This is a genomic window from Actinoallomurus sp. NPDC050550 (assembly GCF_040655075.1).
GTDB lineage: Bacteria > Actinomycetota > Actinomycetes > Streptosporangiales > Streptosporangiaceae > Actinoallomurus.
Map to the genome: position 1 here is coordinate 60,412 of NZ_JBFAJC010000016.1, position 24,106 is coordinate 84,517.

Annotated in this window: 24 protein-coding genes; 17 read left to right on the forward strand and 7 right to left on the reverse strand. The window is 71.2% G+C overall.

Annotated elements, in window-relative coordinates; all coding sequences use genetic code 11:
- Positions 1 to 272: 272 nt before the first annotated feature.
- Complete coding sequence (locus AB0I04_RS22855; protein ID WP_360887602.1) at positions 273 to 1,637, reverse strand: HAMP domain-containing sensor histidine kinase; 1,365 nt, start codon at positions 1,635 to 1,637, stop codon at positions 273 to 275.
- Complete coding sequence (locus tag AB0I04_RS22860; protein ID WP_360887605.1) at positions 1,634 to 2,311, reverse strand: response regulator transcription factor; 678 nt, start codon at positions 2,309 to 2,311, stop codon at positions 1,634 to 1,636. Before AB0I04_RS22860 ends, AB0I04_RS22855 begins: the two co-directional genes overlap by 4 nt.
- Before the next feature lie 78 nt (positions 2,312 to 2,389).
- On the opposite strand from AB0I04_RS22860, the gene AB0I04_RS22865 reads away from it, so the two are divergent.
- The 3 genes from AB0I04_RS22865 (at position 2,390) to AB0I04_RS22875 (ending at position 4,517) form a co-directional block, all read left to right on the forward strand.
- Positions 2,390 to 2,884, forward strand: coding sequence for a hypothetical protein (locus tag AB0I04_RS22865; protein WP_360887608.1), 495 nt, complete (start codon positions 2,390 to 2,392; stop codon positions 2,882 to 2,884).
- 84 nt (positions 2,885 to 2,968) lie between these two features.
- Positions 2,969 to 3,742, forward strand: coding sequence for an SDR family NAD(P)-dependent oxidoreductase (locus tag AB0I04_RS22870; RefSeq protein ID WP_360887611.1), 774 nt, complete (start codon positions 2,969 to 2,971; stop codon positions 3,740 to 3,742).
- A gap of 10 nt (positions 3,743 to 3,752) precedes the next feature.
- Entirely contained in the window at positions 3,753 to 4,517 is a 765-nt protein-coding gene (locus AB0I04_RS22875) for a crotonase/enoyl-CoA hydratase family protein (RefSeq protein WP_360887614.1), read from the forward strand.
- A gap of 44 nt (positions 4,518 to 4,561) precedes the next feature.
- Here AB0I04_RS22875 and AB0I04_RS22880 read toward each other — a convergent pair whose 3' ends face one another.
- The 3 genes from AB0I04_RS22880 to AB0I04_RS22890 are packed head-to-tail and all read right to left on the reverse strand — an operon-like array spanning position 4,562 to position 7,020.
- Positions 4,562 to 5,377: an oxygenase MpaB family protein gene (locus AB0I04_RS22880; RefSeq protein WP_360887617.1), complete on the reverse strand. Its 816-nt coding sequence runs from the start codon at positions 5,375 to 5,377 to the stop codon at positions 4,562 to 4,564.
- Between the two features lie 45 nt (positions 5,378 to 5,422).
- A complete protein-coding gene (locus AB0I04_RS22885; RefSeq protein ID WP_360887620.1) occupies positions 5,423 to 6,532 on the reverse strand; it encodes a hypothetical protein in 1,110 nt (369 codons plus the stop codon).
- On the reverse strand, positions 6,529 to 7,020 hold the full coding sequence (locus AB0I04_RS22890) for a SigE family RNA polymerase sigma factor (RefSeq protein ID WP_360887623.1): 492 nt from the start codon (positions 7,018 to 7,020) through the stop codon (positions 6,529 to 6,531). Before AB0I04_RS22890 ends, AB0I04_RS22885 begins: the two co-directional genes overlap by 4 nt.
- A 188-nt stretch (positions 7,021 to 7,208) precedes the next feature.
- On the opposite strand from AB0I04_RS22890, the gene AB0I04_RS22895 reads away from it, so the two are divergent.
- Positions 7,209 to 8,159 carry an aminoglycoside phosphotransferase family protein gene (locus AB0I04_RS22895; protein WP_360887626.1) on the forward strand — a complete coding sequence of 317 codons (951 nt, stop codon included), beginning with the start codon at positions 7,209 to 7,211 and terminating at the stop codon, positions 8,157 to 8,159.
- Positions 8,160 to 8,305: 146 nt separating this feature from the next.
- Positions 8,306 to 8,740 carry a hypothetical protein gene (locus AB0I04_RS22900; protein WP_360887629.1) on the forward strand — a complete coding sequence of 145 codons (435 nt, stop codon included), beginning with the start codon at positions 8,306 to 8,308 and terminating at the stop codon, positions 8,738 to 8,740.
- Positions 8,741 to 8,862: 122 nt separating this feature from the next.
- Here the strand turns inward: AB0I04_RS22900 and AB0I04_RS22905 are convergent, their stop codons facing one another.
- Positions 8,863 to 9,675 carry a putative protein N(5)-glutamine methyltransferase gene (locus AB0I04_RS22905; protein WP_360887632.1) on the reverse strand — a complete coding sequence of 271 codons (813 nt, stop codon included), beginning with the start codon at positions 9,673 to 9,675 and terminating at the stop codon, positions 8,863 to 8,865.
- A 132-nt stretch (positions 9,676 to 9,807) separates the two neighbouring features.
- Here AB0I04_RS22905 and AB0I04_RS22910 point away from each other — a divergent pair, with 132 nt between their 5' ends.
- From AB0I04_RS22910 to AB0I04_RS22965, 12 genes are all read left to right on the forward strand, one after another.
- The gene (locus tag AB0I04_RS22910; protein ID WP_360887635.1) at positions 9,808 to 11,421 is read left to right on the forward strand and encodes an IS200/IS605 family accessory protein TnpB-related protein; all 1,614 of its coding nucleotides are present in this window, start codon (positions 9,808 to 9,810) and stop codon (positions 11,419 to 11,421) included.
- A gap of 301 nt (positions 11,422 to 11,722) precedes the next feature.
- The gene (locus AB0I04_RS22915; protein ID WP_360887638.1) at positions 11,723 to 12,694 is read left to right on the forward strand and encodes a glycosyltransferase family 2 protein; all 972 of its coding nucleotides are present in this window, start codon (positions 11,723 to 11,725) and stop codon (positions 12,692 to 12,694) included.
- Positions 12,691 to 13,791, forward strand: coding sequence for a GNAT family N-acetyltransferase (locus AB0I04_RS22920; RefSeq protein WP_360887641.1), 1,101 nt, complete (start codon positions 12,691 to 12,693; stop codon positions 13,789 to 13,791). Before AB0I04_RS22915 ends, AB0I04_RS22920 begins: the two co-directional genes overlap by 4 nt.
- On the forward strand, positions 13,788 to 14,705 hold the full coding sequence (locus AB0I04_RS22925; RefSeq protein ID WP_360887644.1) for a glycosyltransferase family 2 protein: 918 nt from the start codon (positions 13,788 to 13,790) through the stop codon (positions 14,703 to 14,705). The genes AB0I04_RS22920 and AB0I04_RS22925 overlap by 4 nt, the downstream gene beginning before the upstream one ends.
- On the forward strand, positions 14,698 to 15,465 hold the full coding sequence (locus AB0I04_RS22930) for a polysaccharide deacetylase family protein (RefSeq protein ID WP_360887647.1): 768 nt from the start codon (positions 14,698 to 14,700) through the stop codon (positions 15,463 to 15,465). Before AB0I04_RS22925 ends, AB0I04_RS22930 begins: the two co-directional genes overlap by 8 nt.
- Complete coding sequence (locus tag AB0I04_RS22935) at positions 15,462 to 19,034, forward strand: hypothetical protein (protein WP_360887650.1); 3,573 nt, start codon at positions 15,462 to 15,464, stop codon at positions 19,032 to 19,034. The genes AB0I04_RS22930 and AB0I04_RS22935 overlap by 4 nt, the downstream gene beginning before the upstream one ends.
- Positions 19,034 to 19,447, forward strand: a complete 414-nt coding sequence (locus AB0I04_RS22940) for a hypothetical protein (RefSeq protein WP_360887653.1) — start codon at positions 19,034 to 19,036, stop codon at positions 19,445 to 19,447. Before AB0I04_RS22935 ends, AB0I04_RS22940 begins: the two co-directional genes overlap by 1 nt.
- Before the next feature lie 333 nt (positions 19,448 to 19,780).
- The gene (locus AB0I04_RS22945) at positions 19,781 to 20,194 is read left to right on the forward strand and encodes a hypothetical protein (protein WP_360887656.1); all 414 of its coding nucleotides are present in this window, start codon (positions 19,781 to 19,783) and stop codon (positions 20,192 to 20,194) included.
- A gap of 156 nt (positions 20,195 to 20,350) precedes the next feature.
- The gene (locus tag AB0I04_RS22950) at positions 20,351 to 20,875 is read left to right on the forward strand and encodes a hypothetical protein (protein ID WP_360887659.1); all 525 of its coding nucleotides are present in this window, start codon (positions 20,351 to 20,353) and stop codon (positions 20,873 to 20,875) included.
- A 43-nt stretch (positions 20,876 to 20,918) separates the two neighbouring features.
- Positions 20,919 to 21,281, forward strand: a complete 363-nt coding sequence (locus AB0I04_RS22955) for a hypothetical protein (RefSeq protein WP_360887662.1) — start codon at positions 20,919 to 20,921, stop codon at positions 21,279 to 21,281.
- A gap of 312 nt (positions 21,282 to 21,593) precedes the next feature.
- Positions 21,594 to 22,043 (forward strand): hypothetical protein, encoded by a 450-nt coding sequence (locus AB0I04_RS22960; RefSeq protein ID WP_360887665.1) that lies wholly within the window; start codon positions 21,594 to 21,596, stop codon positions 22,041 to 22,043.
- 192 nt (positions 22,044 to 22,235) lie between these two features.
- Complete coding sequence (locus AB0I04_RS22965) at positions 22,236 to 22,751, forward strand: hypothetical protein (protein ID WP_360887668.1); 516 nt, start codon at positions 22,236 to 22,238, stop codon at positions 22,749 to 22,751.
- 31 nt (positions 22,752 to 22,782) lie between these two features.
- Here the strand turns inward: AB0I04_RS22965 and AB0I04_RS22970 are convergent, their stop codons facing one another.
- Entirely contained in the window at positions 22,783 to 24,105 is a 1,323-nt protein-coding gene (locus AB0I04_RS22970; RefSeq protein WP_360887671.1) for a xylan 1,4-beta-xylosidase, read from the reverse strand.
- Position 24,106: the final 1 nt, after the last annotated feature.

The window sequence follows — 24,106 nt, forward strand, 5'->3', positions numbered from 1 at the left end:
CCATCCCTCGCCGACGTCGTGGTCCCGGGCCACGGCCCGGCCTTCCACCCGACGACGACCACGCCGCGCTGAGCAACACCGGACTCGGCCCTGTTTCATAAAGCCACGCCGACGGCGGCCATGGCACGCTGAGCGACGCCCGGATGCCAAGGGCTGGTTCACAAGCCGCGCCGGCGGCGGCCACTCCGCGCGGAGCGACGCCGGATGCCGAGGGCTGTTTCACCGGCCACCTTCGTGGTGCAGCCGGACGAACGGGCTCATGAAGCAGCCCCCTAAGGCCGCCGGCCCCGGCGGGGTCGTTTCGGGGTCGTGGGGAGCCAGATCTGGACCTGTGCCCCGCCGAGCGCCGAGCGGTCGATCCGCACGTCGCCGCCGATCGCCTCCGCCATGCGGCGCGCGATGTCGAGCCCCAGGCCGGTGGAACCGCCGCCGCTGGATCCCCGGCGCAGCGCCGCCTCGGGGTCGCTGATCCCCGGGCCCGCGTCGGCGACGAGGATGCCGACCAGCCCGGCGCCCGCGTGCAGGGTCACCGCGAACGCCGTGCCCTCCGGGGTGTGCCGGAACACGTTGCCCAGGAGCGAGTCCAGCACGGCGCTCAGCTCGGCGCGCGGTACCGGGACGGCGACGGATTGCTCCGCGCCGATCAGCTCGCAGCCGCGTTCCTGGTCCTCGGCCAGTGCGGACCAGAAGGCCATCCGGTCGCGGAGGACCTCGGCGGCGTCGCAGCGGGACGTCTCCTTCGGCTTGCGCGCCGACCGGATGATCTTGTCGACCTCCTCCTCGAGACGCGTGACGGCGAGCCGCGTCTGCTCGGCCGCGGGTTCCGGGCCGAGCGCCGCCGCGTTGAGCCGCATCGCGGTGAGGGGGGTGCGCAGGCGGTGGGAGAGGTCGGCGATCAGTTCGCGTTCCGCCGCGAGGAGCTGTTCGACCCGGTCGGCCATCGTGTTGAACGCGCGGCCGGCCTCGCGCAGCTCCGGTGGTCCCTGCGGGTCGATGCGGGTGCGCAGGTCACCGCCGCCGAGCGCGGTCGCGGCCCGGGCCAGGGTCCGCGCGGAGCCGACCACGCGGGAGCCGAGACGGTCGGCGACGACGACGGACCCGGCGACGAGCACCGCCGCCACCAGGGTGAGCGTGATCCAGGCGGCCCGCACTCCCCGCGCCAGGTCCTGGCGGGGCAGGTACACCTCGACGATCGCCGTACGGTCCTGGTCCAGCGCGACCGGTTGCAGCAGCACGTAACCGCCGGGCGCGGGCGCGGAGAAGGCCCGGCCGCGCGCGGTCGCGGTCGCCAGGTCGCCCTGCCGCGCGTGCGACGTCCCCACCGTGCTCCCGGCCCCGCGCGCTCCCGCGCTCGACGCCTTACGGGGCGCGTCGCCGTTCGGCGCCGGGCTCCCGGCGGGGACGTGGATCGCCATCCGACCCGCAGCGCCCGCCTGCGTGCTGGCGACGGCGCGTTCGAGCTCGGTCCGGTCGGTCGTGATGGCCAGTGCCGGGGCGAGTGAGCCCGCCTGACGTTCGGCGTCGGCGAGTGCGCGGTCCCGGGCGATCTCCTTGACCATGAGCGCGAGCGGGATGAGGAACGCCAGCGCGACCATCGACGTGACGGCCGCCGACACCAGCGCGAGGGAGCGTCTCACGGCGGCGCCATCAGTTTGACGCCCACGCCGCGCACCGTGTGCAGGTAGCGCGGGCTGGACGCCGTCTCGCCGAGCTTGCGGCGCAGCCAGGACAGGTGCACGTCGATCGTCTGGTCGTCGCCGTACGGTTGCTGCCAGACCTCGGCGAGCAGCTCCCGGCGGGAGACGACGTGGCCGGGGCGGGACGCGAGGTGGGCGAGCAGGTCGAACTCCCGGCGCGTCAGGTCGAGGAGCACGTCGTCGAGGTACGCCTCGCGCCGGTCCAGGTCGACCCGCAGGCCGCCGACCTCGCACAGCCGCCCCTGGGACGGCGGCTTGGAACGGCGGAGCACCGCGGCGAGACGGGCGCTGAGGTGTTCGCCGGAGAACGGTTTGATCAGGTAGTCGTCGGCTCCGGCGTTCAGCAGCCGTACGATCTCGGTCTCGTCGTCGCGTGCCGTCGCCACGATGACCGGGACGTCGGACACGCCGCGCAGCATCTTCAGCGCCTCCGCGCCGTCGAGGTCGGGCAGGCCCAGGTCCAGGATGACGACGTCCGGCGCCGCGCGGGTCACCTCGCGCAGGGCGTCCAGCGCGGTGCCCGCGCTGCGGACCGCGTGGGCCCGCTCGGTGAGCTCACGGATCAGTGCCGACCGTACGAACTGGTCGTCCTCCACCACGAGCACATTCGCCATGCCCGGCACCTTAGAGCCCCGACACGGCAGAAGCGCCGAAATAGCAACAAACTACGGCGATTGCGGCACCATGGGGCGGTGCGACGGGCGATGACGTACGTGGCCGCCTGGGGTGGTGCGACCTCACTGGCGGTGCTGCTGGTCTGGTTCGGCGCGCGCCCGGTCCTGCACAACGCGGTGTTCGGGCCGCCGCCCGCACACTCGGTCGTCGACCGCGTGCCGGAGTCGTCGGCCACCTCGACCGCGCCGCCCTCTCCGGCGGAGCCGAGCCCCACCGTGCGGGCGACGCCGAAGCGGACCGCACGTCCCACGCCGTCGCGGTCGAGTACGAGGCCCTCCCCGTCGTCGCACGCCGACACGCGCAGCTACACGCTCGACGGCGGCCAGGTCGTGCTGTCGATGGGCGCGACGTCGGCGCGGCTGGTCTCCGCCACACCGGCCGCCGGGTGGGAGGTACGGACCTGGCACGCGCCCGGGTGGCTGCGGGTGGACTTCACGAAGGGCGAGAGCACCTCCTCGCTGTTCGCCACGTGGAACGGCCATCCGCCCTCCGTTCAGGTGGAGAATCAGTAGGAGATCCGGCCCTGGGAAAGAATTTTGATACGCGTGAGTAACGTCACCCGAATCTGATTCTGGTCTCTCCTGTAACCTCCTGCTATGGACGTAAACGGAGTTGCCGCCATCGTCACGGGCGGCGCGAGCGGACTCGGTGAGGCGACCGCGCGGGACCTGGCGGCGCACGGTGCCAAGGTGGTCGTGGCCGACCTCAACGAGCAGAAGGGCAAGGCCATCGCCGACGAGATCGGCGGTGTCTTCGTCAAGGTCGACGTCTCCGACGAGCAGCAGGTGCAGGCCGCCGTCGACGCGGCCGTCGCCACCGGTGCGCCGCTGCGCGTCGTGGTGAACAGCGCCGGCATCGGCTGGGCCACGCGGACCGTGAACCGGGACGGCTCCCCCCACGACCTCGCCTCGTACAAGAAGGTCATCGAGGTCAACCTGATCGGTACGTTCAACGGCCTGCGGCTCGGTGCCGCCGCGATCGCCAAGACCGAGCCGGTGGACGAGTTCGGCAGCCGCGGCGTCGTCATCAACACCGCCTCGGTCGCCGCCCTGGAAGGGCAGACCGGTCAGATCGCCTACTCCTCCTCCAAGGGCGGCATCGTCGGCATGACCGTGCCCGCCGCCCGTGACCTGGCCGCCATCGGCGTCCGCGTCAACACCATCTGCCCGGGCATCATCGACACGCCGATCTACGGCGAGGGCGACGCGGCCGAGGAGTTCAAGAAGAAGCTCGTCGCGCCGGTCGTCTTCCCGAAGCGCATGGGCCGGCCGTCGGAGTTCGCCCACCTCGTCCGTTCCCTGGTCGAGAACGACTACGTGAACGCCGAAGTCATCCGCTTCGACGGCGGCATCCGCTTCCAGCCCAAGTGAGGTCCTGACGATGTCGGATGCGGTCCTGACCGAGGTGGACGGCGGCGTCGCCGTCATCACGATCAACCGGCCCGAGGCGAGGAACGCCGTCAACGGCGCGGTCGCCCAGGGCATCGCGAGTGCGATCGACGAGTTCGACGCCCGCAAGGACGTCTCCGCGTACGTCCTCACCGGCGGCGGTGGCACCTTCTGCGCCGGGATGGACCTCAAGGGGTTCCTCACCGGTGACGATCCGACCAAGGGGGGCCGCGGCTTCGGCGGCATCACCGAGCGGCCCCCGGCCAAACCGGTCATCGCCGCCGTCGAGGGGTACGCCCTGGCGGGCGGCTTCGAGCTCGCGCTGTCCTGCGACATGATCGTCGCGTCCTCGGAGTCGAAGTTCGGGCTGCCGGAGGTCAAGCGCGGCCTGGTCGCCGGCGCGGGCGGCCTGCTCCGGCTGCCGCAGCGGATCCCGTACCACGTCGCGCTGGAGATCGCGCTGACCGGAGACCACTACCCGGCCGCACGGCTGGCCGAGCTCGGCCTGGTCAACCGGGTCACCGAGCCCGGGCAGGCCCTCCAGGCCGCCAAGGAGCTGGCCGCCAAGGTCGCGGCGAACGCCCCCCTGGCGCTGGCCGCCACCAAGCGCGTCATCGTCGAGTCCCGCGACTGGACGAGCGACGAGCAGTTCGCCCGGCAGGGCGAGATCATCGTTCCCGTGTTCGCGTCCAAGGACGCGATGGAGGGCGCCGCCGCCTTCGCCGAGAAGCGCGCGCCCAACTGGTCCGGCGAGTGACGTCGCGTGGGGGCGGGGCCTGCCGGTCCCGCCCCCACGTACTCTCAGGCGGTGGAGGCCGCCGCGGGCCGGTGCCGCCCGAACCTGCCGCGCAGCTCGTGCAGGTAGTAGTCGCGGGGCAGCGTGCGGACCGGGAGCGGCAGCCGCGGGTAGACGAGCCGCAGCGACCGGATGAGCAGGTGGAAGCGGACGCGCCGGGCGCGGTCCCACCGCCAGCCGTACTGCCGCCTGATCGGATCCGGCATGAGCCCCGTCGTGAGCAGGCGGATGGCCGCGAGGGCGGGCTCGTTCAGTCGGCCGCCCGGCAGCCGGGGATGCATCACCTGGTGCGCGATCGCCCGCGACGCGTCGTTGATCCGCAGCGAGGCGAGCGTCCGTGCGTAGTAGTCCCGGAAGTCCTCGTACGACGCCGGCATCGTCTCGTACGGGCAGCCGAGGATCGTCGCGAAGAGCTTGTTCTGCTCGTAGAAGGTCTCGAGCTCCTCGCGGGTGAGCTCCCGGAAGAGCAGCCGGTACGCGTGGACGGAGGTGGCGAAGAGCGTGGCGGCGACCCAGACCTGCAGCTCGGGGTCGTCGGCCCGATAGTCCTCGCCGGTCACGCCGGCGTGCATCCGGCGGACGATCGAGCTCAGCCGCTCCGCCTCCTCCCGCGTGCCGAACTCCACGGCGTACACCCACTGCATCGTGCCGCGCAGGCGGCCCAGCGGGTCCCGAGCGGTGTAGCTGTGGTCGTACACGCCCTGCGCGATCTTCGGGTGGGCGGTCTGCAGGAGTGACGCGGCGCCCCCGGCCGCGATCAACACTCCCTCCCGGCCGACCGCGCGGATCAGGTCCCCGTCATCGAAGTACCCATCGCCCATGCCCCCATTGTAAGTAATCACTTGCGTCGTGACGAGCCCTCTCCCTCACCAGGCGGCTGCCGACTCCGTGTCGGCGTACTTCCGGTCGCCCAGCAAGATGACCTTTCCGTTCGCGAGCAGGCTCAGCGGATACCCGCCACCCTCGAAGAGCAGATTCGTCCCCGTCGGGTCAAAGGTGATCACCCCGAACTCCGAGGCGCCGCCGGGCCTGGCCGACAGCAGGACGCGAGGACGCGGGCCGGGCGTCACCGGGTACCGGACGATCTGCACACCGCCCCTACCGGACTGGTAGGTCGCGGCGATGGAGCGTCCGTCTGGGCTGAAGGCGAGGGGCTTGCCGACGATCCCGGCCGCAGGGCTCACCATGATCCGGCTCGCCAGCAGATCGGTGTTCCTCGACGTCACGTCCAGCGCCCGGATCTGCGTGACGCGCTTTCGGGTAAAGTCCTCCCAGTCGAACGCGACGGTGCGGCCAGTCGGATCCATGGCCACGGACAGGAGCGTGCCGGGCCTGCTGGAACGCCACGTCACCGTCTTCCCGGTGGTCACGTCCGCGACCACCACCGCCCCGTGCATGGTGTTGATCGGCGCCGTCCCGACCACCCCCGACTGGATCGCCAGAGCCAGTTTCGTGCCGTCCCGGGAGGCCGCCAACGCGACCACGGGGCCGGCGTCCGCCTTCACCTGGAGGGGCCTGGTCTCGGCGACCTTCCCCTTGTCGCTGATCCGGATCCGGTAGAACCGGTGCGGTCCCTGATCGGTCATGGCGAAGTACGTGCGGCCGTCACCCGTTCCGGCCAACCGCGTGACACCCCCGATCGACGTCCGGGCGACCATCCGCCGGGTCGCCGTCTCGTACACGGCGATGCGGTTCGGAACGACGGCGGCGAGGTAGTAGCGCGGTGGGATGGCGGCCTGCCCCAGCGGCGGCACCGTCGTCACCTGAGGCGCCCGATGGCGGGGAGGCCCGTCCGGCAGTGCGGCGGCCACCCCAGCGGTGGCCGCGGCGACCGCCCCGGCCGCGATCAGCGGTACGAGCCGGCGGGAGAGGACGAGACGACGGGCGGGCAGTCGCAGTTCCGGGACGGCCTCGGCCGGCAGTGTCTCCGCCACGGCGCCGAGCGAGTCCTTCAGTCGTTCCTCGATGGTGTTCATCGCTCCTCCTCCTCGAGAATGCGGGCCAGGGCGGTCAGCGCCCGGGATGTCGTGGACTTGACCGTGCCGCGGCTGATCCGCATGGTGCGCACGATCTCCGCTTCGGAGAGCTCGCAGAAGTAGCGCAGGACCAGGGCCTCCCGCTGGCGGGCCGGAAGGCGCTGGAGAGCCCGTATCACCTCGCGCCGCTCCTCTCCGACGAGCGCGGCGGCCTCCGCCGACCAGACCGGCGGCTCGTGCCGCCCGCGAGGCGTCAGCCGGCGACGGCGCAGCGCCGACCGGCAGTTGTTGAGGACCGCGGACCTGACATACGCCAGGGCGTTCTCCCGGTCACGGAGATGCCCCCAGCGCCGGTGCAGACCGAGGAAGGCGTCCTGCACGACGTCCTCCGCGGTCGGCCGGTCGCCCAGCATGATCAACGCGAGTCGCATCAGGCCCAGGGCATGACCGCGGTACAGGGCCGTGACGGCGGAATCCGCGTCCGCCACGTCCCTCCCACGGGGTGCCGCATGAGTCACCGCTTCTGCTTTCATGTCCCAGAGACGCCGTCGTGGCCGCCAGGTTGCCTGTGCCCGCCGAGAAATCCGCACGGCGCCCGGCCGGCTCCGAAACGTCCCAGGCGGGCGGCACGAAATTCGGTCGCTCGGGCCGACCGGCCGACCGTATCGTTGGCCGGATGTCGAACGGCTCCTTGCCCGTGGTGACCACCGAAGCGCAGTTCGCGACCGTGCGCCGGGACGAGGCTCGGCTCCGGCCAGGGGTCCTGGCGCTGTGCCGCCGCCTTGGGCACGGCGACGTCAAGGTCACGCGTTTCCCGGACGGCTCACTGCCCGTCTACGCCGTCGGCGACCGGTACGTGCTCAAGCTGTATCCGCCGACGTGCCGGGAGCACTGGGAGGTCGAGGATCGTGTGCTGCGCACGATCGACGGACGGCTGCCAGTGCCCACGCCTCGCGTGAAGGAGTCCGGCGAGTTCGGAGACTGGCGTTACGTGATGATGACGCGGCTGCGGGGCGAACCGCTCACCGAGGTCTGGCCGCGGACCGGCCAACGGGACCGCGACCGGCTCGCCGAACAACTCGGCACCGCCCTCGCCGCCCTGCACGCGATCCGTGTCCCCGCACTCGGGCCGCCGGATTGGCGGAGGTTCCTCGCCGGCCAGCGGGACGGCTGCGTCGAACGCCAGCGCGCCCGCGGCCTCGACCCGCGCTGGGCGGCACAGATCCCGGAATTCCTCGACTCGGTGCCGCTGCCGGAGTCGCCACCGGTGCTGCTGCACACCGAGGTCATGCGCGAGCACCTGCTGGCCGTCCCCGGGCCCGACGGCGGATGGTCGCTGTCCGGCCTGTACGACTTCGAACCCGCCATGACGGGCGACAGGGAGTACGAGTTCGTCTCGGTGGGCCTGTTCGTCTCCCGCGGCGACGCCCGCTTCCTGCGCCGCCTGCTCACCGCGTACGGATACGGCGACGACCGGCTCGACGCGGCGCTGCAGCGTCGCCTGCTCGCGTACACGCTCCTGCACCGCTACAGCGACCTGTCCTGGTACCTGGAGGAGATGCCCGAACCACCGGCGCCCACGCTCGGCGCTCTCGCCGCGCGCTGGTGGTCGCTGGGCCTGTCCTGACCTGTCTCCTCCGTCAACCGGCCGCCTCGAGCGTTCCGATGACGACCGTCGGGTCCGATGCTGTTGCCGAGATCATACGAAACCGCCCCGCTATCCACTTATGCTTCTGCTGCCCCAAGATCACGAAATAGAACGGATGTGGCAGATTGCGCAGGCTCAAGCAGAGGGCAGTGCTCGCCCTCGCCGTCGCGGGCATGTTCGCCGGTTCGGTGGCTGTGAGTAGTCCGGCGGAGGCGGTGGCGTCACCGGCCGAGGCGTGCGGCAGCAACTATCACGAGATCGACCACCACGACCTAGGTAGCGTCGCGACCATCCACTTGCTGTACAACGGGACCACGGACTGTGTGGTCACGTCCAAGAAGGTCAACGTCGGAACCCCCACCTACGTGCTCGCCGCAATCGCCAAGGTGAACTCCGACGGCTCGTACGGGTTCATCAACGACCCCCCGTCGTCCAGCACCAAGCTCCGCTACTACGCCGGCCCGGTGAGGGTCAACGCTCCGCACTCGTGCATCGTCTGGGGAGGCGCGTCAGACCCCGGCTGGGTCATGTGGTACTCCCAGCCCTCGCACTGCGGCTGATCTCCCGAGCACGCATAAGGACGACAACGCGTCCTGGACGCGGTGCTGGTACGTGCGGCTGCCGCCGGCTGGTGTACGGCGGCGGCAGGCAGCCCCGTCGAGGAGTCGCGTCCTGACCCACCTCAACCGGCCATTCCGATGACGACCGTCGCGTCCGTCTCGTCGCAATTGGCCACCTGAGCGGACAGCCCGCCACCGGCGAGGGCCGCCAGCGCTGACGGTGCCTGGCGATCGCTCGTCTCGGACAGCAGCACCCCGCCCGGCGCGAGCCAGTCGCGTGCCTCGGCGGTGACCCGCCGGAGGACATCCAGGCCGTCGGCGCCGCCGTCCAGCGCGACCCGGGCCTCGTGATCGCGGGCCTCGGCGGGCAGCAGGGCGACCTCCTCGGTGGGGACGTACGGCACGTTGGCCAGCAGAACGTCGACGCGGCCTCGCAGCGTCGCGGGCAGCGGGTCGTAAAGGTCGCCCTCGTACGCCCGGCCGCCGATGGCAGCGAGGTTGCGGCGGGCGCAGGCGACCGCGGCCGGATCGACGTCGCAGGCGTGCACCTCGACCGCATCGATGTCGGCGGTGTGTGCCTCGGCCGCCCCGAGCATCGCGGCCAGCGCCGCACCGAGCGCACCGGAGCCGCAGCACAGGTCGACGACGACGGCCCCCGGACGGGCGAGGGCGGCGGCCCGCCGGACGAGGAACTCGGTACGGCGCCGGGGCACGAACACGCCCGGGTCGACGGCGACGCGCAGCCCGCAGAACTCCGCCCAGCCGAGGACGTGCTCGAGCGGCAGGCCGGCGACGCGCCGGTCCACCATCGCGGCCAGGTCGTCCGGCGTACGCGCGGTGTCGATCAACAGCCGCGCCTCGTCCTCGGCGAAGACACAGCCGGCCGCCCGGAGACGGTCGACGACCGTGGAAAGGAAAGAAGGGGAGAACGACACGAGAGCCTTTCGGAAGAACCGAAGGATAGCGAACTGCTGGATTTGAGTGTGGGAACTGTGCATGACATGTCTTTGAGTGACGCTATGGTTACGGTGTGAATCTGGCGAGGTCGACCGAGCGCAGAGGACCACATGGCTAAGCTGCGTCCCATCGATGCGCCGTTCGTTGTGCTCGGGCCGTCCGGTGTGGCGGTTCGTGACCGGCTCAAGGACCTGACGCCGGCCGATGTGAAGGTGCTGCGACTGGTAGGTGATCACCTGGGTTCGCTGGCCTCCGCCGATCTGAAGACACGGTGTGCGGCGGGGCTGGATCATGACACTGGCCAGTGGGCAGACCGGAAACGGGCGTTAACCGCCGAGTCGTCCTCGCGGTGGGCCGGTTCGATCACCAAGGCCACCCATGACCAGTGGGCGCTGTCACGGCGCAACCAACTCGCCCACATCCGCAGCCTCGAGGCCGGGATCGCCACGATCACCCACCGGCTGTCCCTGCCGGTCGGCGAAAAAGGAACGAAGCGGTCACCGGGTGGTTACCACGACGCAGAGGAGTGGTTCGCCAAGACCCGGCGCCTGCGCCTACTCCAGGACCGGCTCGAACAACAGCGGGCCGACCATCAGGCCGGGCGGGTGCGCGTCGTGCGTGGGGGCAAGAGGCTGCTGCGCACCCGGCACAACCTGGATGCCGCCGAACTCACCAAAGCGGAATGGCGTAAAGAGTGGGAGGCCGCGCGCCGGTTCCTGGCCGCTGACGGCGAATCCGGCAAGCCGTACGGCAACGAGACCATCCGCGTCACCCCCGACGGTCAGGTCAGCATCAAGCTGCCAGCGCCGCTGGCGCACCTGGCCAACACGTCACACGGCCGGTACATCCTCACCTCGAAGGTGTCATTCCCGCACCGGGGCGAGCAGTGGCGCGACCGCATCAGCGCGAACCGGGCTGTGGCCTACCGCATCCACGAAGACGTCCAGCGCGGGCGTTGGTATCTGACCGCCTCCTGGACCATCCCGCCGATCAAGACCGTCCCGCTGGAAACCGTCCGGGCCGGTGGCCTGATCGGCGTGGACACCAACGTCGACCACCTGGCCGCCTACAGACTCGACACCCACGGCAACCCCGTCGGCGAGCCCCGCCGCTTCGACTACGACCTGACCGGCACCACCACCCACCGCGACGCCCAGATCCGCCACGCCCTCACCCGCCTGCTGCACTGGGCCACGCGACACAACCTAGCCATCGCAATCGAAGATCTCGACTTCCACACGGAGACGACCCGCGAGAAACACGGGCGGCGCAAGGCGTTTCGGAAGCTGATCTCCGGCATGCCCGTGGCCAAGCTGCGTGCCAGGCTGGTGGCGATGGCGGCCGAACTCGGCATCACCGTCGTCGCCGTCGACCCGGCCTACACCTCCAAGTGGGGCGCACAGCACTGGCAGCTCCCCCTCACCACTATTCGACGCCCCGTCCGCCGACATGAGGCGGCGGCGGTGGCGATCGGACGACGCGCCCTGGGACACCCGATCCGGCGACGGACGACACCGCCCCCTACTCACCAGAGCGATGAGCAGGAGCATCGGACCGTCCAGGCCGCACCAGGTGCCCCGGGGCGTGAGGAACCCCGCCCCCGCATCCCCGGACCACGACCACGAGCCGTGCCGCCCGGCTGCGGAGTGAAAGCGGGCAACCAGGACGCCCAACACCGTTCGGAGCGTCCGGCCGAGCACACACAACCCATGCTCGGTCCGTAGGAACGGTGCTCTCACCATCCGGCCCAGAGCGAAAAAGGCTTTCACATCCTGAGAACGCGGCCGCCGCCGGAGATGGCCATCCGATCCGTGCCGGCGCCCGCGCAGCCCGCCCGCGAATTCCGGAACGCGACTTCGGTGACGGCTCCATCACCCGGAGGAGCCATCCGGCTGACGTAGGCGGGGTGCGTCAGGCGGGGGAGGGATTTCCGCGTCGTCCAGCCGACCATCGATGGTGTCAATCGACCTCGGCAGGCGGACTCGATTCCCTCCGAGCACCCCCTGCCAAACCGGGGGCACCACCATGCACGAGCCGGACTCCCTGCACCGCGCCGGCGTACGCTCCGGCGCGCTCCTGCACCACTTGGACGCGGCGCGTCACCGCGCGTCCTGGCCGACCGTCACCGCCGTCATCCCCACCCTCAACGAAGCCGACAACCTGCGATGGCTCCTGCCCCGGCTCTCCGGGGTGGACGAGGTCATCGTCGTCGACGGCGAATCCTCGGACGAGACCGTCGACGTCACCCGGCGCCTGCGACCGGACGCCGTCGTCATCAGCCAGCCACCCGCCGGGAAAGGTGCGGCGATGCGGGCCGGCTTCCAGGCGGCGACGAGCGACGTCATCGTCGCCATCGACGCGGACGGGAGCATGGATCCCAAGGAGATCGACGCGTTCGTCGCGCTGATCTGCTGCGGGTTCGACGTCGTCAAGGGCTCCCGCTACTGCGTCGGCGGGGGCTCCGACGACCTGACCCGCCTGCGCCGGGCCGGAAACCTCTGGCTGACCAGGCTCGCCAACATGCTGTACGGAGTGCGCTGGACGGACCTGTGCTACGGCTACATCGCTTTACGGCGCTCCGTGGTCGACCGGCTGGGCCTGGCCGCCGACGGGTTCGAGATCGAGACGGAGCTGTGCGTCAACGCCATCACCACGGGGCTGCGCATCGCCGAGATTCCGAGCCATGAGTTCGACCGCAGGTCGGGCGTTTCCAAGCTGAACGCCCGCCGCGACGGCCTCCGGGTGCTGCGCACGATGGTCCGGCGACGCCGGGGACCGGTGAACCGCCGGCACGCGCTGGCTCGGACCGGCTGGTCCGTACTGGGCCTCGAGCGAGCCGGCCGGAGCGTATCCGCTCTCGAACGGTCCGGCCAGGGCGCGCCGGGTCTCGAACGGTCCGGCCGGGGGTTGCCGGGCTCCGACCGGTCCGGTCGCGAACCGTCCGCTCTGGAACAGGCCCGCCTGGAGCAGGTCGGCGTCGAGGGGGCCGCCGGGTGAGGTTCGACATCGCACGCCCGGACGAACTCGGGGAGCCGGAGCTGGCGCGCTGGCGCGCGCTCCAGGGCGCCGGCGCGGCTCTCGGCAATCCGTTCCTCGGCCCGGAGTTCACCCTCGCCGTGGGCCGTTTCCGGGACGACGCGCGCGTGGCCGTGCTCAGCGAGGGGCCGCGGATCGTGGGCTTCCTTCCGTACGAGCGGCACGCGCTCGGGCTGGGCCGACCGATCGGCGCGGGGCTGACCGACTGCCAGGGCCTCGTCGGGCCGCCGGACCTGGAGTTCGACGTGCGGGCGCTGCTGCGCGCCTGCCGCCTGTCGGTCTGGGAGTTCGACCATCTGCTGGCCGAGCAGACGGCGTTCGCGCCGTACCACGCGGAGACGCGCGTCGAGCCGGTGATGGACCTGACCGCGGGCTTCGCCGCGTACGCCGACGAGGCACGGAAACGCTCGCCCAAGACGCTCAAGACCGTCCGGTACAAGGAGCGCAAACTCGGGCGCGAGGCCGACGAGGTGAGCTACACGTTCGACGAGCGGGACCCGGCGGAGCTGCGGCGCCTGATGGCGTGGAAGTCCGCCCAGTACCGCCGGACGGGCCGCACCGACCGGTTCGCCGTGCCGTGGATCACGGCGCTGGTCGAGCACCTGCACGCGACGGGCGTCGGGGTGCTCAGCGTGCTGCGAGCCGGGGACCGCGCCGTCTCCGCCCACCTGGGCCTACGGGCGGGGCCGGTGATGGCCGGCTGGTTCCCCGCGTACGACGTGGAGTTCGGCCGGTACTCCCCCGGCATGATCGGCCATCTGCGGATGGCGGAGGCGGCGGCCGACGCGGGGATCGGCTGGATCGCCATGGGGCGCGGCGGCCGGGAGTACAAGGACTGGCTGAAGAACGCCGAGTTCCCGATCGCCGAGGGCCGCGCTGCCCGCGTCTCGGCCGCCGCCGGGCTGCACTGGGTCCGGGAGGCCCCGATGCGCCGGGCGCGCAGCGCCGTGCTGGCCAGCCCGGCGCTGTACGCGGGCGCGGACCGCGTGCTGCGGGCGTACGCCCGGCTGCGCCCCGGCGGCCGCGCGACCGTCCCCGAAGAAGGGAGCGCGGCGTGAAGATCTCCGTGGTCATCTGCGCCTACACCGAACAGCGCTGGGACGACGTCCTGGCCGCCGTCGCGTCCGTACGGGCGCAGCGGCTCACGCCGCACGAGATCATCCTCGTCGTCGACCACAACGAGCCGCTGCGAGAACGCCTCCGCGCAGCGCTCCCGGAAGTCCGGGTGATCCCCAACACCGGGCGGCAGGGGCTGTCCGGCGGCAAGAACACCGGTGTGGCCGCTGCACGCGGCGACGTGGTCGCGTTCCTCGACGACGACGCGGTGGCGGCCCCGGATTGGCTGTCCATGCTGGCCGCCGGGTACGCCGACCCGGACGTCGCCGGGGTCGGCGGCCGTACGCTGCCGCTCTGGCCGGCCGACGCGCCCCGCTGGTTCCCCGACGAGTTCGCGTGGGTGGTCGGCTGCACGTACCGGGGGATGGCGGCCGGCCCGATCCGCAACCTCATGGGCGGCAACGCCTCGTTCCGGCGCTCGGCGTTCGACGTGGCCGGGGGCTTTCGCAGCGGCATCGGCCGGGCGCCCGGGAAACGGCCGCTGGGCTGCGAGGAGACCGAGTTCTGCATCCGCCTGCGCCAGGCCGCGCCGGAGACGGTGCTGCTGTTCGACGACCGCGCGGTCATCTGGCACCGCGTGCCCGGCGAACGCGCGCGCTTCGCGTACTTCCGCACCCGCTGCTACGCCGAGGGGCTGTCGAAGGCGATGGTCACGCAGAGCGTCGGGGTCGGCGACGGGCTCGCCAGCGAACGGCGGCACGCCCTGGTCGAGCTGCCGCTCGGCGTCGGGCGCGGTATGCGCTCCGCCGTCACCGGCGACCCGGCCGGGCTCATGCGTGTGGGCGCGATCGTCGCCGGGCTCGCCTTCACCCTGTCCGGGTACGCGGCCGGCTCCTTCCGGAGGCCCCATGGCTGACGCCCGCCCCGTACCCATCCTGATGTACCACTCGATCGGTGGCGCCGATCGGCTCGCGGTGCGCCCGGAGGCGTTCGCCGAGCAGCTCGCCTACCTGAAGGACGGTGGCTTCACCCCCATCACCTTCGGTGAGCTCGTACGGCGGCGTCCCACGACCGGGCGGCCCGTCGTGCTCACCTTCGACGACGGGTACGCCGACTTCCACGAGCGGGCGCTGCCGCTGCTCGACCGGTTCGGGTTCCCCGCGACGGTGTTCGTCACCACGGGCTGGATCCGGGACGCCGGGCCGTACGCCGCGGGGCGGCCGCTGGGCCGGATGCTCAGCTGGCGGCAGGCCGAGGAGATCACGTCCTGCGGGGTGGAGGTCGGCGGGCATGGGCACAGCCACGCCGAGCTCGACCAGCTCAGCGACGCGGTGCTGCGCACGGAGCTGCTGCGGAGCAGGCGGCTCCTGGAGGACCGGCTCGGCTGTGCGGTGACGACGATGGCGTATCCGTACGGCTACTCCAGCGCGCGCGTCCGGCGCGAGGTTCGGGCGGCGGGGTACGGCGCGGCCTGCGCGGTGGCGAACGCCCTGGCGGCCGGGCACGACGACACGCTGGCCGTGCCCCGGCTGACGGTCCGGGCCGGCACGTCCCTCGCGGCGTTCGAGCGGGCCCTGCGAGGCCGGGGGTTCCTGGTCGACCACGCGCTGACCAAGGGGTACGCCGTGGTCCGCCGGTCCCGCTACGCCGTTCGACGCCTCCGAGGATCCGTGTGACGCGTCAGAAGTCACTTGCGCGGGCGGAGGAAGAGGCGACACTGGAGCCCATGGCGGCCCTGCGGAGCGAGCTGGCCAATCCGCTGTTCCGCAACGCGTACGCCCTGATGATCAATGGTGGGCTCACCGGCGTGCTCGGGCTGGGCTACTGGCTCCTCGCCGCGCGCTTCTACCCCGCCGCCGAGGTCGGCCGCCAGTCCGCGCAGAACCAGGCCATGATGTTCCTCGGCGGCCTGACGGCGCTCAACTTCATCCTCATCCGGTTCATCCCGGAGATGGGCCAGAGCACGAGCCGGCTCGTGCTGCGCACGTACGTCGCCGGCATCGCGGCCGCCGCCACCCTGGCCGCCGGGTTCCTGCTCACGCTGCGGTGGTGGGGCCCGTCGTTCGCACACCTGTCCGGGCCCGGCGCCGGGATCTTCTTCGTCGCGTCGGTCGTCTCGTGGAGCCTGTTCACCGCCCAGGACGGGGTGCTCACCGGGCTGCGGCAAGCCACCGGGGTGCTCGGGAAGAACACGGTGTTCGCCGCCCTCAAGCTCGTGCTGCTCGTCGCCCTGGCCGGGGCGCTGCCCGAGGACGGGATCGCGATCTCCTGGGTGCTGTCCGCGCTCCTCATGCTGATCCCGGTCGAGGCGCTGATCCACCAGCGGTTCATCCCCCGCCACGTCGCCGCGACCGCGGGCGACCGGCCGGTCCCCACGGGCGCGGAGATCGGCCGCTACATCGCCGGCGACTACACCGGAACGCTGTTCTACTACGCCCTGTGCAACCTCGTGCCCGTCGTGGTCGCCGCGCGCCTCGACGCCCGTACGAACGCGTTCTTCTATCTGGCGTGGGTCCTCGGCGCGACCGTGGACGTGCTCGCCGTCAACATGGCGACCTCCCTCACCGTCGAGGGCGCGTTCGACGCGGGCGGGCTCGCTGCGGCCTGCCGCTCGGCACTCCTGCGGATGACGCTCATCCTCGTGCCGGTCACCGTGGTCTTCCTGTTCGGCGCCTCGATGGGGCTGTCCCTGTTCGGTGCGGGTTACGCCCGGCACGGCGCCCCGCTGCTGCGGCTGCTCGCCCTCTCCACCCTGCCCAAGGCGCTGATCGAGGTGTACATCGGCGTGCTGCGGGTGCGGCGGCGCACCCGGCGGGTCGCCGTGCTGCAGGGGGTGCGGTTCGCCGGCGTGCTGGCGCTGGTGCTGGCGCTGCCCGGCACGACCGGCCCCGGATACGCCGTGCTCGCGGTCAGCGTCGCGCTCGCGCTGGCCCTGGCACCGGCGCTGCTCCGAGTGATCCGCACCGCGAAACCCGCGCAGACCCCGACCCCGACGCCGGAGGCGACACCCGAACCGACCGCGACACCCGAACCGACCGGGACGCCCGAACCGGCCGCGTCGGCCGCAGCGACCGCGGCGCACGCACCGACGGCGACGCCGGCGCCGGAGGCGACGCCTGAACCGACGGCGACGCCCGAACCGGAGGCCGCGGGGCCGCCGACGGAGGCACCCGCAGCGGCCGCGCGTGCGCCGGTGGAGCGGGCCGCCCGGCGGCGACGTGCCTCACGGGCCGCGTCCTGGCCGGCCTGGGCGCTGTTCGCGGCCGGGCTCGGGCTGTACTGGATCCCGCTGCGGCACGTGCGGCTCGCTCACCTGACCGGGTATGGGCTGATCTCGGTGCTGCCGGTGGCCACCCTCGTCGGCGCGGCCCTCCTCGTCGCGGCGTTCTTCGTCACGCTGTGGCTGGGCCGCCAGCGCCGTGTGCTCCTGCTCCTGCAGCTCGTGAGCATCGTCGTCGCCCTGCACGGCCTCGCCCCGGCGCTGGAGCCGTACGCCCGGCCGGAGACGGCCTGGCAGCACTACGGGTTCGTCGAGTACATCGGGCGGACGGGCGCGGCGGACTACGCGCTGGACGCGAGGTTCAGCTGGCCGGGGTTCTTCGCGTTCGTCGCCTTTGCGACCCGGGCCGCCGGCCTGCGCGACCTGGAGCCCCTCCTGCACTGGGCGCCGGTCGCCGCGCAGCTGCTGTACCTCGCGCCGCTGTACCTCATCCTGCGGGTCATGCGCGCGAACTGGCGCGCGTGCTGGTTCGCGGCGTGGCTGTTCGTCGTGGCGGACTGGGTCGGGCAGGACTACTTCAGCCCCCAGGGCTTCACCTACCTGTTCTACCTGCTGTTCGTCGGGGTACTGCTGAACTGGTTCCGCCCGCCGGTGCGGCCCGCCGCGTGGCTGCCCCGGAAGAGCCGGGTGCGGACGTTCGTCCGCGGGCCGATGGCGTCCGGCGAGCGGCCGCCGGTCGACGTCCCCGTCGGCACGCGCAGCGTCCTCGTGCTGCTCCTCGTCGCGATCTTCGCGGTGACCACCGCGAGCCACCAGCTCACGCCCTTCGTGATCCTGTTCACCTGCGCCGCGCTGGTGGTCGTCCGCAGGAGCACGGCGCGGGGTCTGCCGATCCTGCTCGCCGTGATGGTCGCCGGCTGGGTCGGTTTCATGGCGACGGCCTACTGGGCCGGGCACATCGGCGACCTGTTCTCCGGCGCGGGCGCGCTGCTGTCCAACCTGACCGGCGGTGTCGCCGGCCGGGTGAGCAACGGCAGCCAGAGCCTGGCGACGATCCAGCTGGTGCGGATCCTTATCGCCGCCGTGCTCATGGTCCTCGCGGTGTCCGGGGCGGTACGGCGGCGGCTGCGCCGCCTCGACGACCGGGTCGCGCTCGTCCTGCTGGCGGCGCCCTTCCTCGCCGCGGGCCTGCAGAACTACGGCGGCGAGATCGCCCTGCGGGTGTACTTCTTCGTCCTCCCCGGCGCCTGTCTCCTGGCGGCGTACCTCTTCTTCCCGACGACGTTCACGGCGACGCGCCGTACCCTCGCGGTCTGCGCCGCCGCCGTCTGCGGGTTCCTGCTGGCGGGCGGCTTCCTGTTCGTCCGGTTCGGCAATGAGACGTTCGAGCAGGTACGCCCGGGCGAGGTGCGGGCCTTCGAAGCGATGCTGCGGCAGAGCCCGACCGGCGTGGTCAACGTCGTGTGGCAGGCGGACCCGCGCGATGACGCGGGCTACTTCCCGATGATGCCGTGGGGCGCGCGGTCGATGGAGCGCTTCGACTACACGGCCGTGCGCGCTCCGGCCAATCCGGCCGACATCTCCGAGATCCTCGCGGCGTTGCGCGAGCGACCGGGCGGCTACTTCATCACCACCCGGGCCAACGAGGCGTACAACCACTACAACTACGGCCTGCCCGCCGGGTACGCCGAGCGGATGCGGGCCACGCTGGCCGCCGCGGCGCAGCTGCGTCCGGTCTTCCTCGACGGCGACGCCGCCGTCTACGCACTGCGGACGCCGCCGCCCGGCGCGCCGCCCGCGCCGGTGGCGGCGGGCCGCCTCCGGTTCGGCTCGACGAGCTGGACCCCCCTCGGCCTCGTCGTTCTCCCCCTGCTGATCGTGCTCCTGGTCGCACGGGAGCTCGTGCGCCTGCGGATCCCGCCTCGCGAGGAACGGCGACTCGAGCTGTTCACCCCATGGATCGCTATTCTCGTCATCACCCTCGCAGCCGTCATTATCGAGCGCTTTCTGGCATTGGGGTCGTAATGCGCAGGCGCCGGATTTTTGCGACATCTAGCGTATTCCTCATCGGTGGCCTGATCGCCATCGCCCTGCTCCTGCCTGACGCGCCGTCGGCCGCCGACCCCTTGGTACCGGTATTCGCCTTCGTGACGCCGGCCTTCTGTACGGCCCTGCTGCTCACCGGGCTCGATCCGGCGGCACGGAGCATTTTGTCCGGTGCCGCCGCGATCGCACTGAATGTCGCCGTCGCCGAGGTGATGCTGGCCTGCTCGATCTGGTCGCCACGTGGCGGGCTGATGGCCATCGCGGCGGGCTGTATACCCCTTTTCACCCTGGCCGTCGTACGTCGCCGGAATAATCGGGATTCCAGGGAAATGCGGATGGCAGGGCCGGCCGACTCCGATGACGACGACGAGTCCTGGGCCTTCGACCGCTGAACACGGTGCCCCAGGGCGTACGCGCGGGGTCTTGAACTTAGTGCCGTGGCGGCGTGTCGTCGTCGGCGACACACCGTACGGGGCGGACTCCGGAAGCAGATCCGGGCTCGACCTGAGGATTTCCTCGCGCATTTCGAGGCCGATGTCGATCTAAGCAGGGTAGCGACCACTAAGTCCGGTTTTCTGGATTCGGTCTTTATTGCCATCTTACCCGGATCTTAGCTCCGCGAGAAAGTGCGCGGGAATGTTACAAACAACGGCGTCCACCCGAAACACGGGGAGCAGCGCCGTTTCGTGAAGGCCATCGCGCCATTCCGAGATAAGGAGACCGACGTGCTGAAGAAGACGTTCGCCATCAGCGGCCTGGCAGTCGCCGCCGCCACGGGTGTGCTTCTCACCAGTTCACCAGCGTCCGCCGAGCCGACCTGGGGTGGCGGCGGCGGGTGGAGCAGCCACCACTTCCGCTTCAGGTCGCACCACCGCAACTTCAACGCGAATGAGAACGAGTTGTTCAACCGCATCCGCGTGCGGATCCGGAACCGGAACAACAACATCGCGATCGCGCGTAACGACCAGGCGCAGGCCCAGCGTGAGAACCAGCGGCAGCTCGAGCGCCAGCGTCAGCGGCAGTTCCAGTTCGACCCGCCCGCGAACGGGGCACGGCCCGGCGCCGTACCGGGCGCACCGGCCGCGGCACCGGGTGCCGCCCCGGCCGCCCCTGGCGCCCCTGGCGCCCCTGGCGCCTGAGCCCAGCGGGGCCTGATCCTGGGCGGTGAACGCCGGCATCACACGACGATGGCTCGACGAGCCACGCGGTGACGGCCGCCTACCCGTCCGGTCCGGAATGGGCGCCGGGGACGACCGCTCCGGCGCCCTTCTCCCAGACGACGAAAGGAGATCGGCGTGCTGAAAATGAAAAGCGCCTCTCTCGGCTTGGTGGCGTCCGCAGTCGCCGGCGTCTTGCTGACGGGTTCGCCGGCGAACGCCCAGCCCGACTACTGGCATCACCACAGCTCTCATCGCATCTTCCACAGTCACCGGAGCATTGCGCTGAACCACAACCGTCCGCGCATCTTCATCCGGATCTTCATCTACAACCGCAACAACAACATCGCGATCGCCCGGAACGAGCAGGCCCAGGCGCAGCGCGAGCGGCAGCGGCAGCGGCAGCTCGAACGGCAGCGGCAACGGCAGTTCGAGGACCCGAGCACGGCCACGAGGAGTCCCGGTGCCCCGGGCGCCGCGAGCGCTCCCTTGACGACGTCGAGCGCTCCCTCGACCACACCGGCCACGCCGACCGTCCAGGCGGCCCGTCCGCAGATGGCCGGTGCGCCGAGCGCCGTCCGGGAGCAGGCGCCCGGGACCGCTCCGAGGCAGAGCGCGAGCTCCAATCAGGACTCCGGGGCCGATTCGTGGCAGACGCCCTGACCACCCGCGACACCATCCGATTCAGCACTGACAGGAGATTGAGATGTCGAAGAAGACGTACACGCTGGGCGGTCTCGTGATCGCCGCGGCTGCGGGCGTGCTCCTCAGCGGCTCGCCGGCGTCCGCCACGCCCACCTGGGGCGGCGGCTGGGGCGGCGGCTGGGGCCACTCGCACCGCTTCGCGGCCTTCCACCGGCACAGCAACTTCAACGCGAATGAGAACGAGCTATTCAACCGCATCCGCATCCGGATCCGCAACCGCAACAACAACATCGCGATCGCCCGGAACGACCAGGCCCAGGCCCAGCGCGAGAACCAGCAGCAGCGCGAGAACCAGCGCGAGCGGCAGTTCCAGATCGACCCGCCCACCCGCGGGCCTGGGGCCCCTGGCGCGCCCGGCGTCTGACCTGACGTCGACGTCCAGCGGCGCAGCCGCGTCGACGACTCGGACCGATGGCGTGCGGTGAACGCCCGAATCTTTTGACCACAATAAGCGGCCTTTTCGGACAAACCATGGCATTAGCCACTAGGTAAAGAGTCGCCGACAGAACGACCAGCCCCAGGGCAGGAGTGATTACTCCCGCCCTGGGGTTTCGTCGTTTTATAAGCACCTTACTGCTCGATTGCCATGTCAACAGCGTTGTCGGGAAAGTACGCCTATGGCGCTCAAAACGGGCGCTCATGGCCATCGAGCCATTTCCGGCAACAAGGAGTTGACGTGCTTAAGAAGACAAGCGCCGCCGGCGGTCTGGTCGTCGCTGCCACCGCGGCCGGCCTCCTGCTCACGGGTTCGCCCGCGTCCGCCCAGGTCCCCACGTGGCACGGGCACCGCCACCACGTCCGCGTGAGCGCCCACAACCGCAACAGGAACGTCAACGTGAACAGAAACCGGATCATCGTCCGGGTCCGCGTCCACAACCGCAACAACAACATCGCGGTCGCCCGCAACGATGGTTTCCGCTTCCGCTTCCGCCGCCACCGCTTCTTCGACGGGGACCGGAACTGCTGCTTCCGCACCAACCGTTTCCGCGACGGCGACGGCGACGGCGACGGCTTCCTCGGCCGCGGCCGGTTCCTCGACGGCGGCCGGCGTGACGGTGCACGGGCCATCATCCGCGGCGATGACGTGCTCGCCCGCGCCGGTGACGCCCTCGCGTTCGTCGACTGACCAAGAACAGCCCGATACGTCGCCGAACTGCTAGCGACGGCGACGGTCGGCGTCGGGATAGCCGTCACCTGAGCCGCACGGGTTGACAGTTCACCGCACGGGGCGCCGGAGTGGCCACTCCGGCGCCCTTCCCACTCCGACCCTCATTCGCGACCGGCCCCGAAAGGGCCCGTTCAGTGGAAGGAGTTCGATGTGCTGACAAAGAAGAGCGCCGCCCTCGCCCTGGTGAGCGCGGCGACCGCAGGCGTACTGTTCGCGGGAACGCCCGCAGAGGCCCAGCCGGTACCCGCCAGAGGCGGCGTCACCAGCGCTCCGAGTGGCCTGACGAGCGGCCCGGCTCAGATCGCCGCCGGAAGCACCGTGGTGCCGAGCGATCACAACCGTCGCCGCCACATCCGGCGCCACCGCTTCCGGCACCGCCACTTCCGCCGTCACTTCCGTCGTCACCACCGACGCTGGTGGCGGCATCACCGTTATCACCGGCCCTGGTGGTGGCGGCATCACCGGCACCACTACTACCGGCACCACTTCCGGCCGTTCCACCGCCACCACTTCCGGCCGTTCCACCGCCACCACTTCCGGCCGTTCCATCGCCGCCACTTCCGGCACTTCCGGCATGGTGGCATGGGGTTCCGCCCGTTCCACCGCTTCGGGCATGGTGGCATGGGGTTCCGCCCGTCTCACCGCTTCGGGCACGCACGGCGCTGAGCGCGGAACGTGAACGACGATCGCCGGGCCGCTATCTCGGCAGCCAGCGGACCTCGTACGGAGCGAGAGTGAGTTCGGCTCCGCCGACTCGCGCGGCGACCCGGCGGTCGCTCACGTTGACGACGACCGCCTGGTGCCGCTGGGCGAGCACCCGGACGTGCGCGTCGGTCGGCCGCAGGTCGAGCAGTTCCGTACCCGCGGGGAACCAGCGGGCGAAGTTCTGGAGGAGGGTGAGCATGCCCCCGGGCGCGCCGCCCGTGCGCATCAGCGTGCTGATCCACAGACACCCCTGGCAGCGAGCGTCCTGCGCCTCGTTGTTCCAGTACAGGACGGTGCTGACGCCGGTCCGGGCGAACTCGATGAGCGCCGCCGCGTTGATGGCGATGCGCTTGTTCTCGGCCCACGGAAGGCTCTGCGGCTCGACGTAGTACTCGCTCCACCAGATCGGCAGCGTCGTCTTCGACCGCAGCCAGTCGTCGATCGCGCCGAGCTTGCCCAGCGCGGTCACCTCGTCCGGGTAGACGTCGCGGTCGTCGCTGGCGGTCGGCCCGTCCACCGCGATGAAGTCGGCGCCGTGCTTGTGCGCCAGCCAGTAGTCGACGGCGTCGATGACGCGCTGGTCGATGCTCCCCCACGGGCCGCGTACCGACGACTGATGGCCTTGGACGAAGCTGTACATCGGGATGTACGGACCGCCGACCTGGATGCGCGGGTCGACCGCCTTAACGGCGTCGTAGACCGCGTTGTAGAAGTCGGTGAAGTCCTCGTACCTCCAGCGGTCGGCCTTCGTGTCGAAGAAGCCCTTGAGCTCGTTCCAGATCTGGAAGTGGCGCACGTCCGGGTAGCGCCGCGCGACCGCAGCGGCCAGTGCGGCGTAGTCGCGGTAGTGGTCGGGCGTCGGGGCGACCTCCAGTTTGCTCCAGTCCGTCGCGCCGGGCCGGCCGCCCTTCATCCAGTCGGGCGCGCAGCACAGGGTGATCACTGGAACGCCGTGGGTCTTCCGTATGTAGGCGATCCGCTGGTCGAGCGAGCGGAAGTCGAAGACGCCGGGAGACGGCTCCGGGTTGCCCGCTCCCCACCCCATGATGTGCTGGTTCTGCACGACGGGCTGCCGCGCGATCGTGGTCGCGGCGGTGCCGCTGGCGGGTCCCGTGTCGGCGCTGTAGTCCGTGTGCGTGAAACCCCATGCCGGCCAGTCCGTCACCCCGCGCGCCCCGACGACGCCGACCGGTCGCTCCTCGGGCCGGTCGTTCGAGGACGCCGCGCGCCGGACCGCGAAGCCGAGGGTCGCGATCAACGCCGCGGCGACGGTGACGCAGAGGATCAGCATGGGCGGGCGCATGCGAAGGACCACG

What these genes read in the sequence shown, in the direction of transcription:
- AB0I04_RS22930 (WP_360887647.1), top strand. Translation starts at nt 14,698, where the DNA reads ATGGCTGACGCCCGCCCCGTACCCATCCTGATGTACCACTCGATCGGT.
- AB0I04_RS22885 (WP_360887620.1), bottom strand. Translation starts at nt 6,532, where the DNA reads ATGAACACCATCGAGGAACGACTGAAGGACTCGCTCGGCGCCGTGGCG.
- AB0I04_RS22940 (WP_360887653.1), top strand. Translation starts at nt 19,034, where the DNA reads ATGCGCAGGCGCCGGATTTTTGCGACATCTAGCGTATTCCTCATCGGT.
- AB0I04_RS22880 (WP_360887617.1), bottom strand. Translation starts at nt 5,377, where the DNA reads ATGGGCGATGGGTACTTCGATGACGGGGACCTGATCCGCGCGGTCGGC.
- AB0I04_RS22870 (WP_360887611.1), top strand. Translation starts at nt 2,969, where the DNA reads ATGGACGTAAACGGAGTTGCCGCCATCGTCACGGGCGGCGCGAGCGGA.
- AB0I04_RS22895 (WP_360887626.1), top strand. Translation starts at nt 7,209, where the DNA reads ATGTCGAACGGCTCCTTGCCCGTGGTGACCACCGAAGCGCAGTTCGCG.
- AB0I04_RS22875 (WP_360887614.1), top strand. Translation starts at nt 3,753, where the DNA reads ATGTCGGATGCGGTCCTGACCGAGGTGGACGGCGGCGTCGCCGTCATC.
- AB0I04_RS22860 (WP_360887605.1), bottom strand. Translation starts at nt 2,311, where the DNA reads ATGGCGAATGTGCTCGTGGTGGAGGACGACCAGTTCGTACGGTCGGCA.
- AB0I04_RS22955 (WP_360887662.1), top strand. Translation starts at nt 20,919, where the DNA reads ATGTCGAAGAAGACGTACACGCTGGGCGGTCTCGTGATCGCCGCGGCT.
- AB0I04_RS22915 (WP_360887638.1), top strand. Translation starts at nt 11,723, where the DNA reads ATGCACGAGCCGGACTCCCTGCACCGCGCCGGCGTACGCTCCGGCGCG.
- AB0I04_RS22910 (WP_360887635.1), top strand. Translation starts at nt 9,808, where the DNA reads ATGGCTAAGCTGCGTCCCATCGATGCGCCGTTCGTTGTGCTCGGGCCG.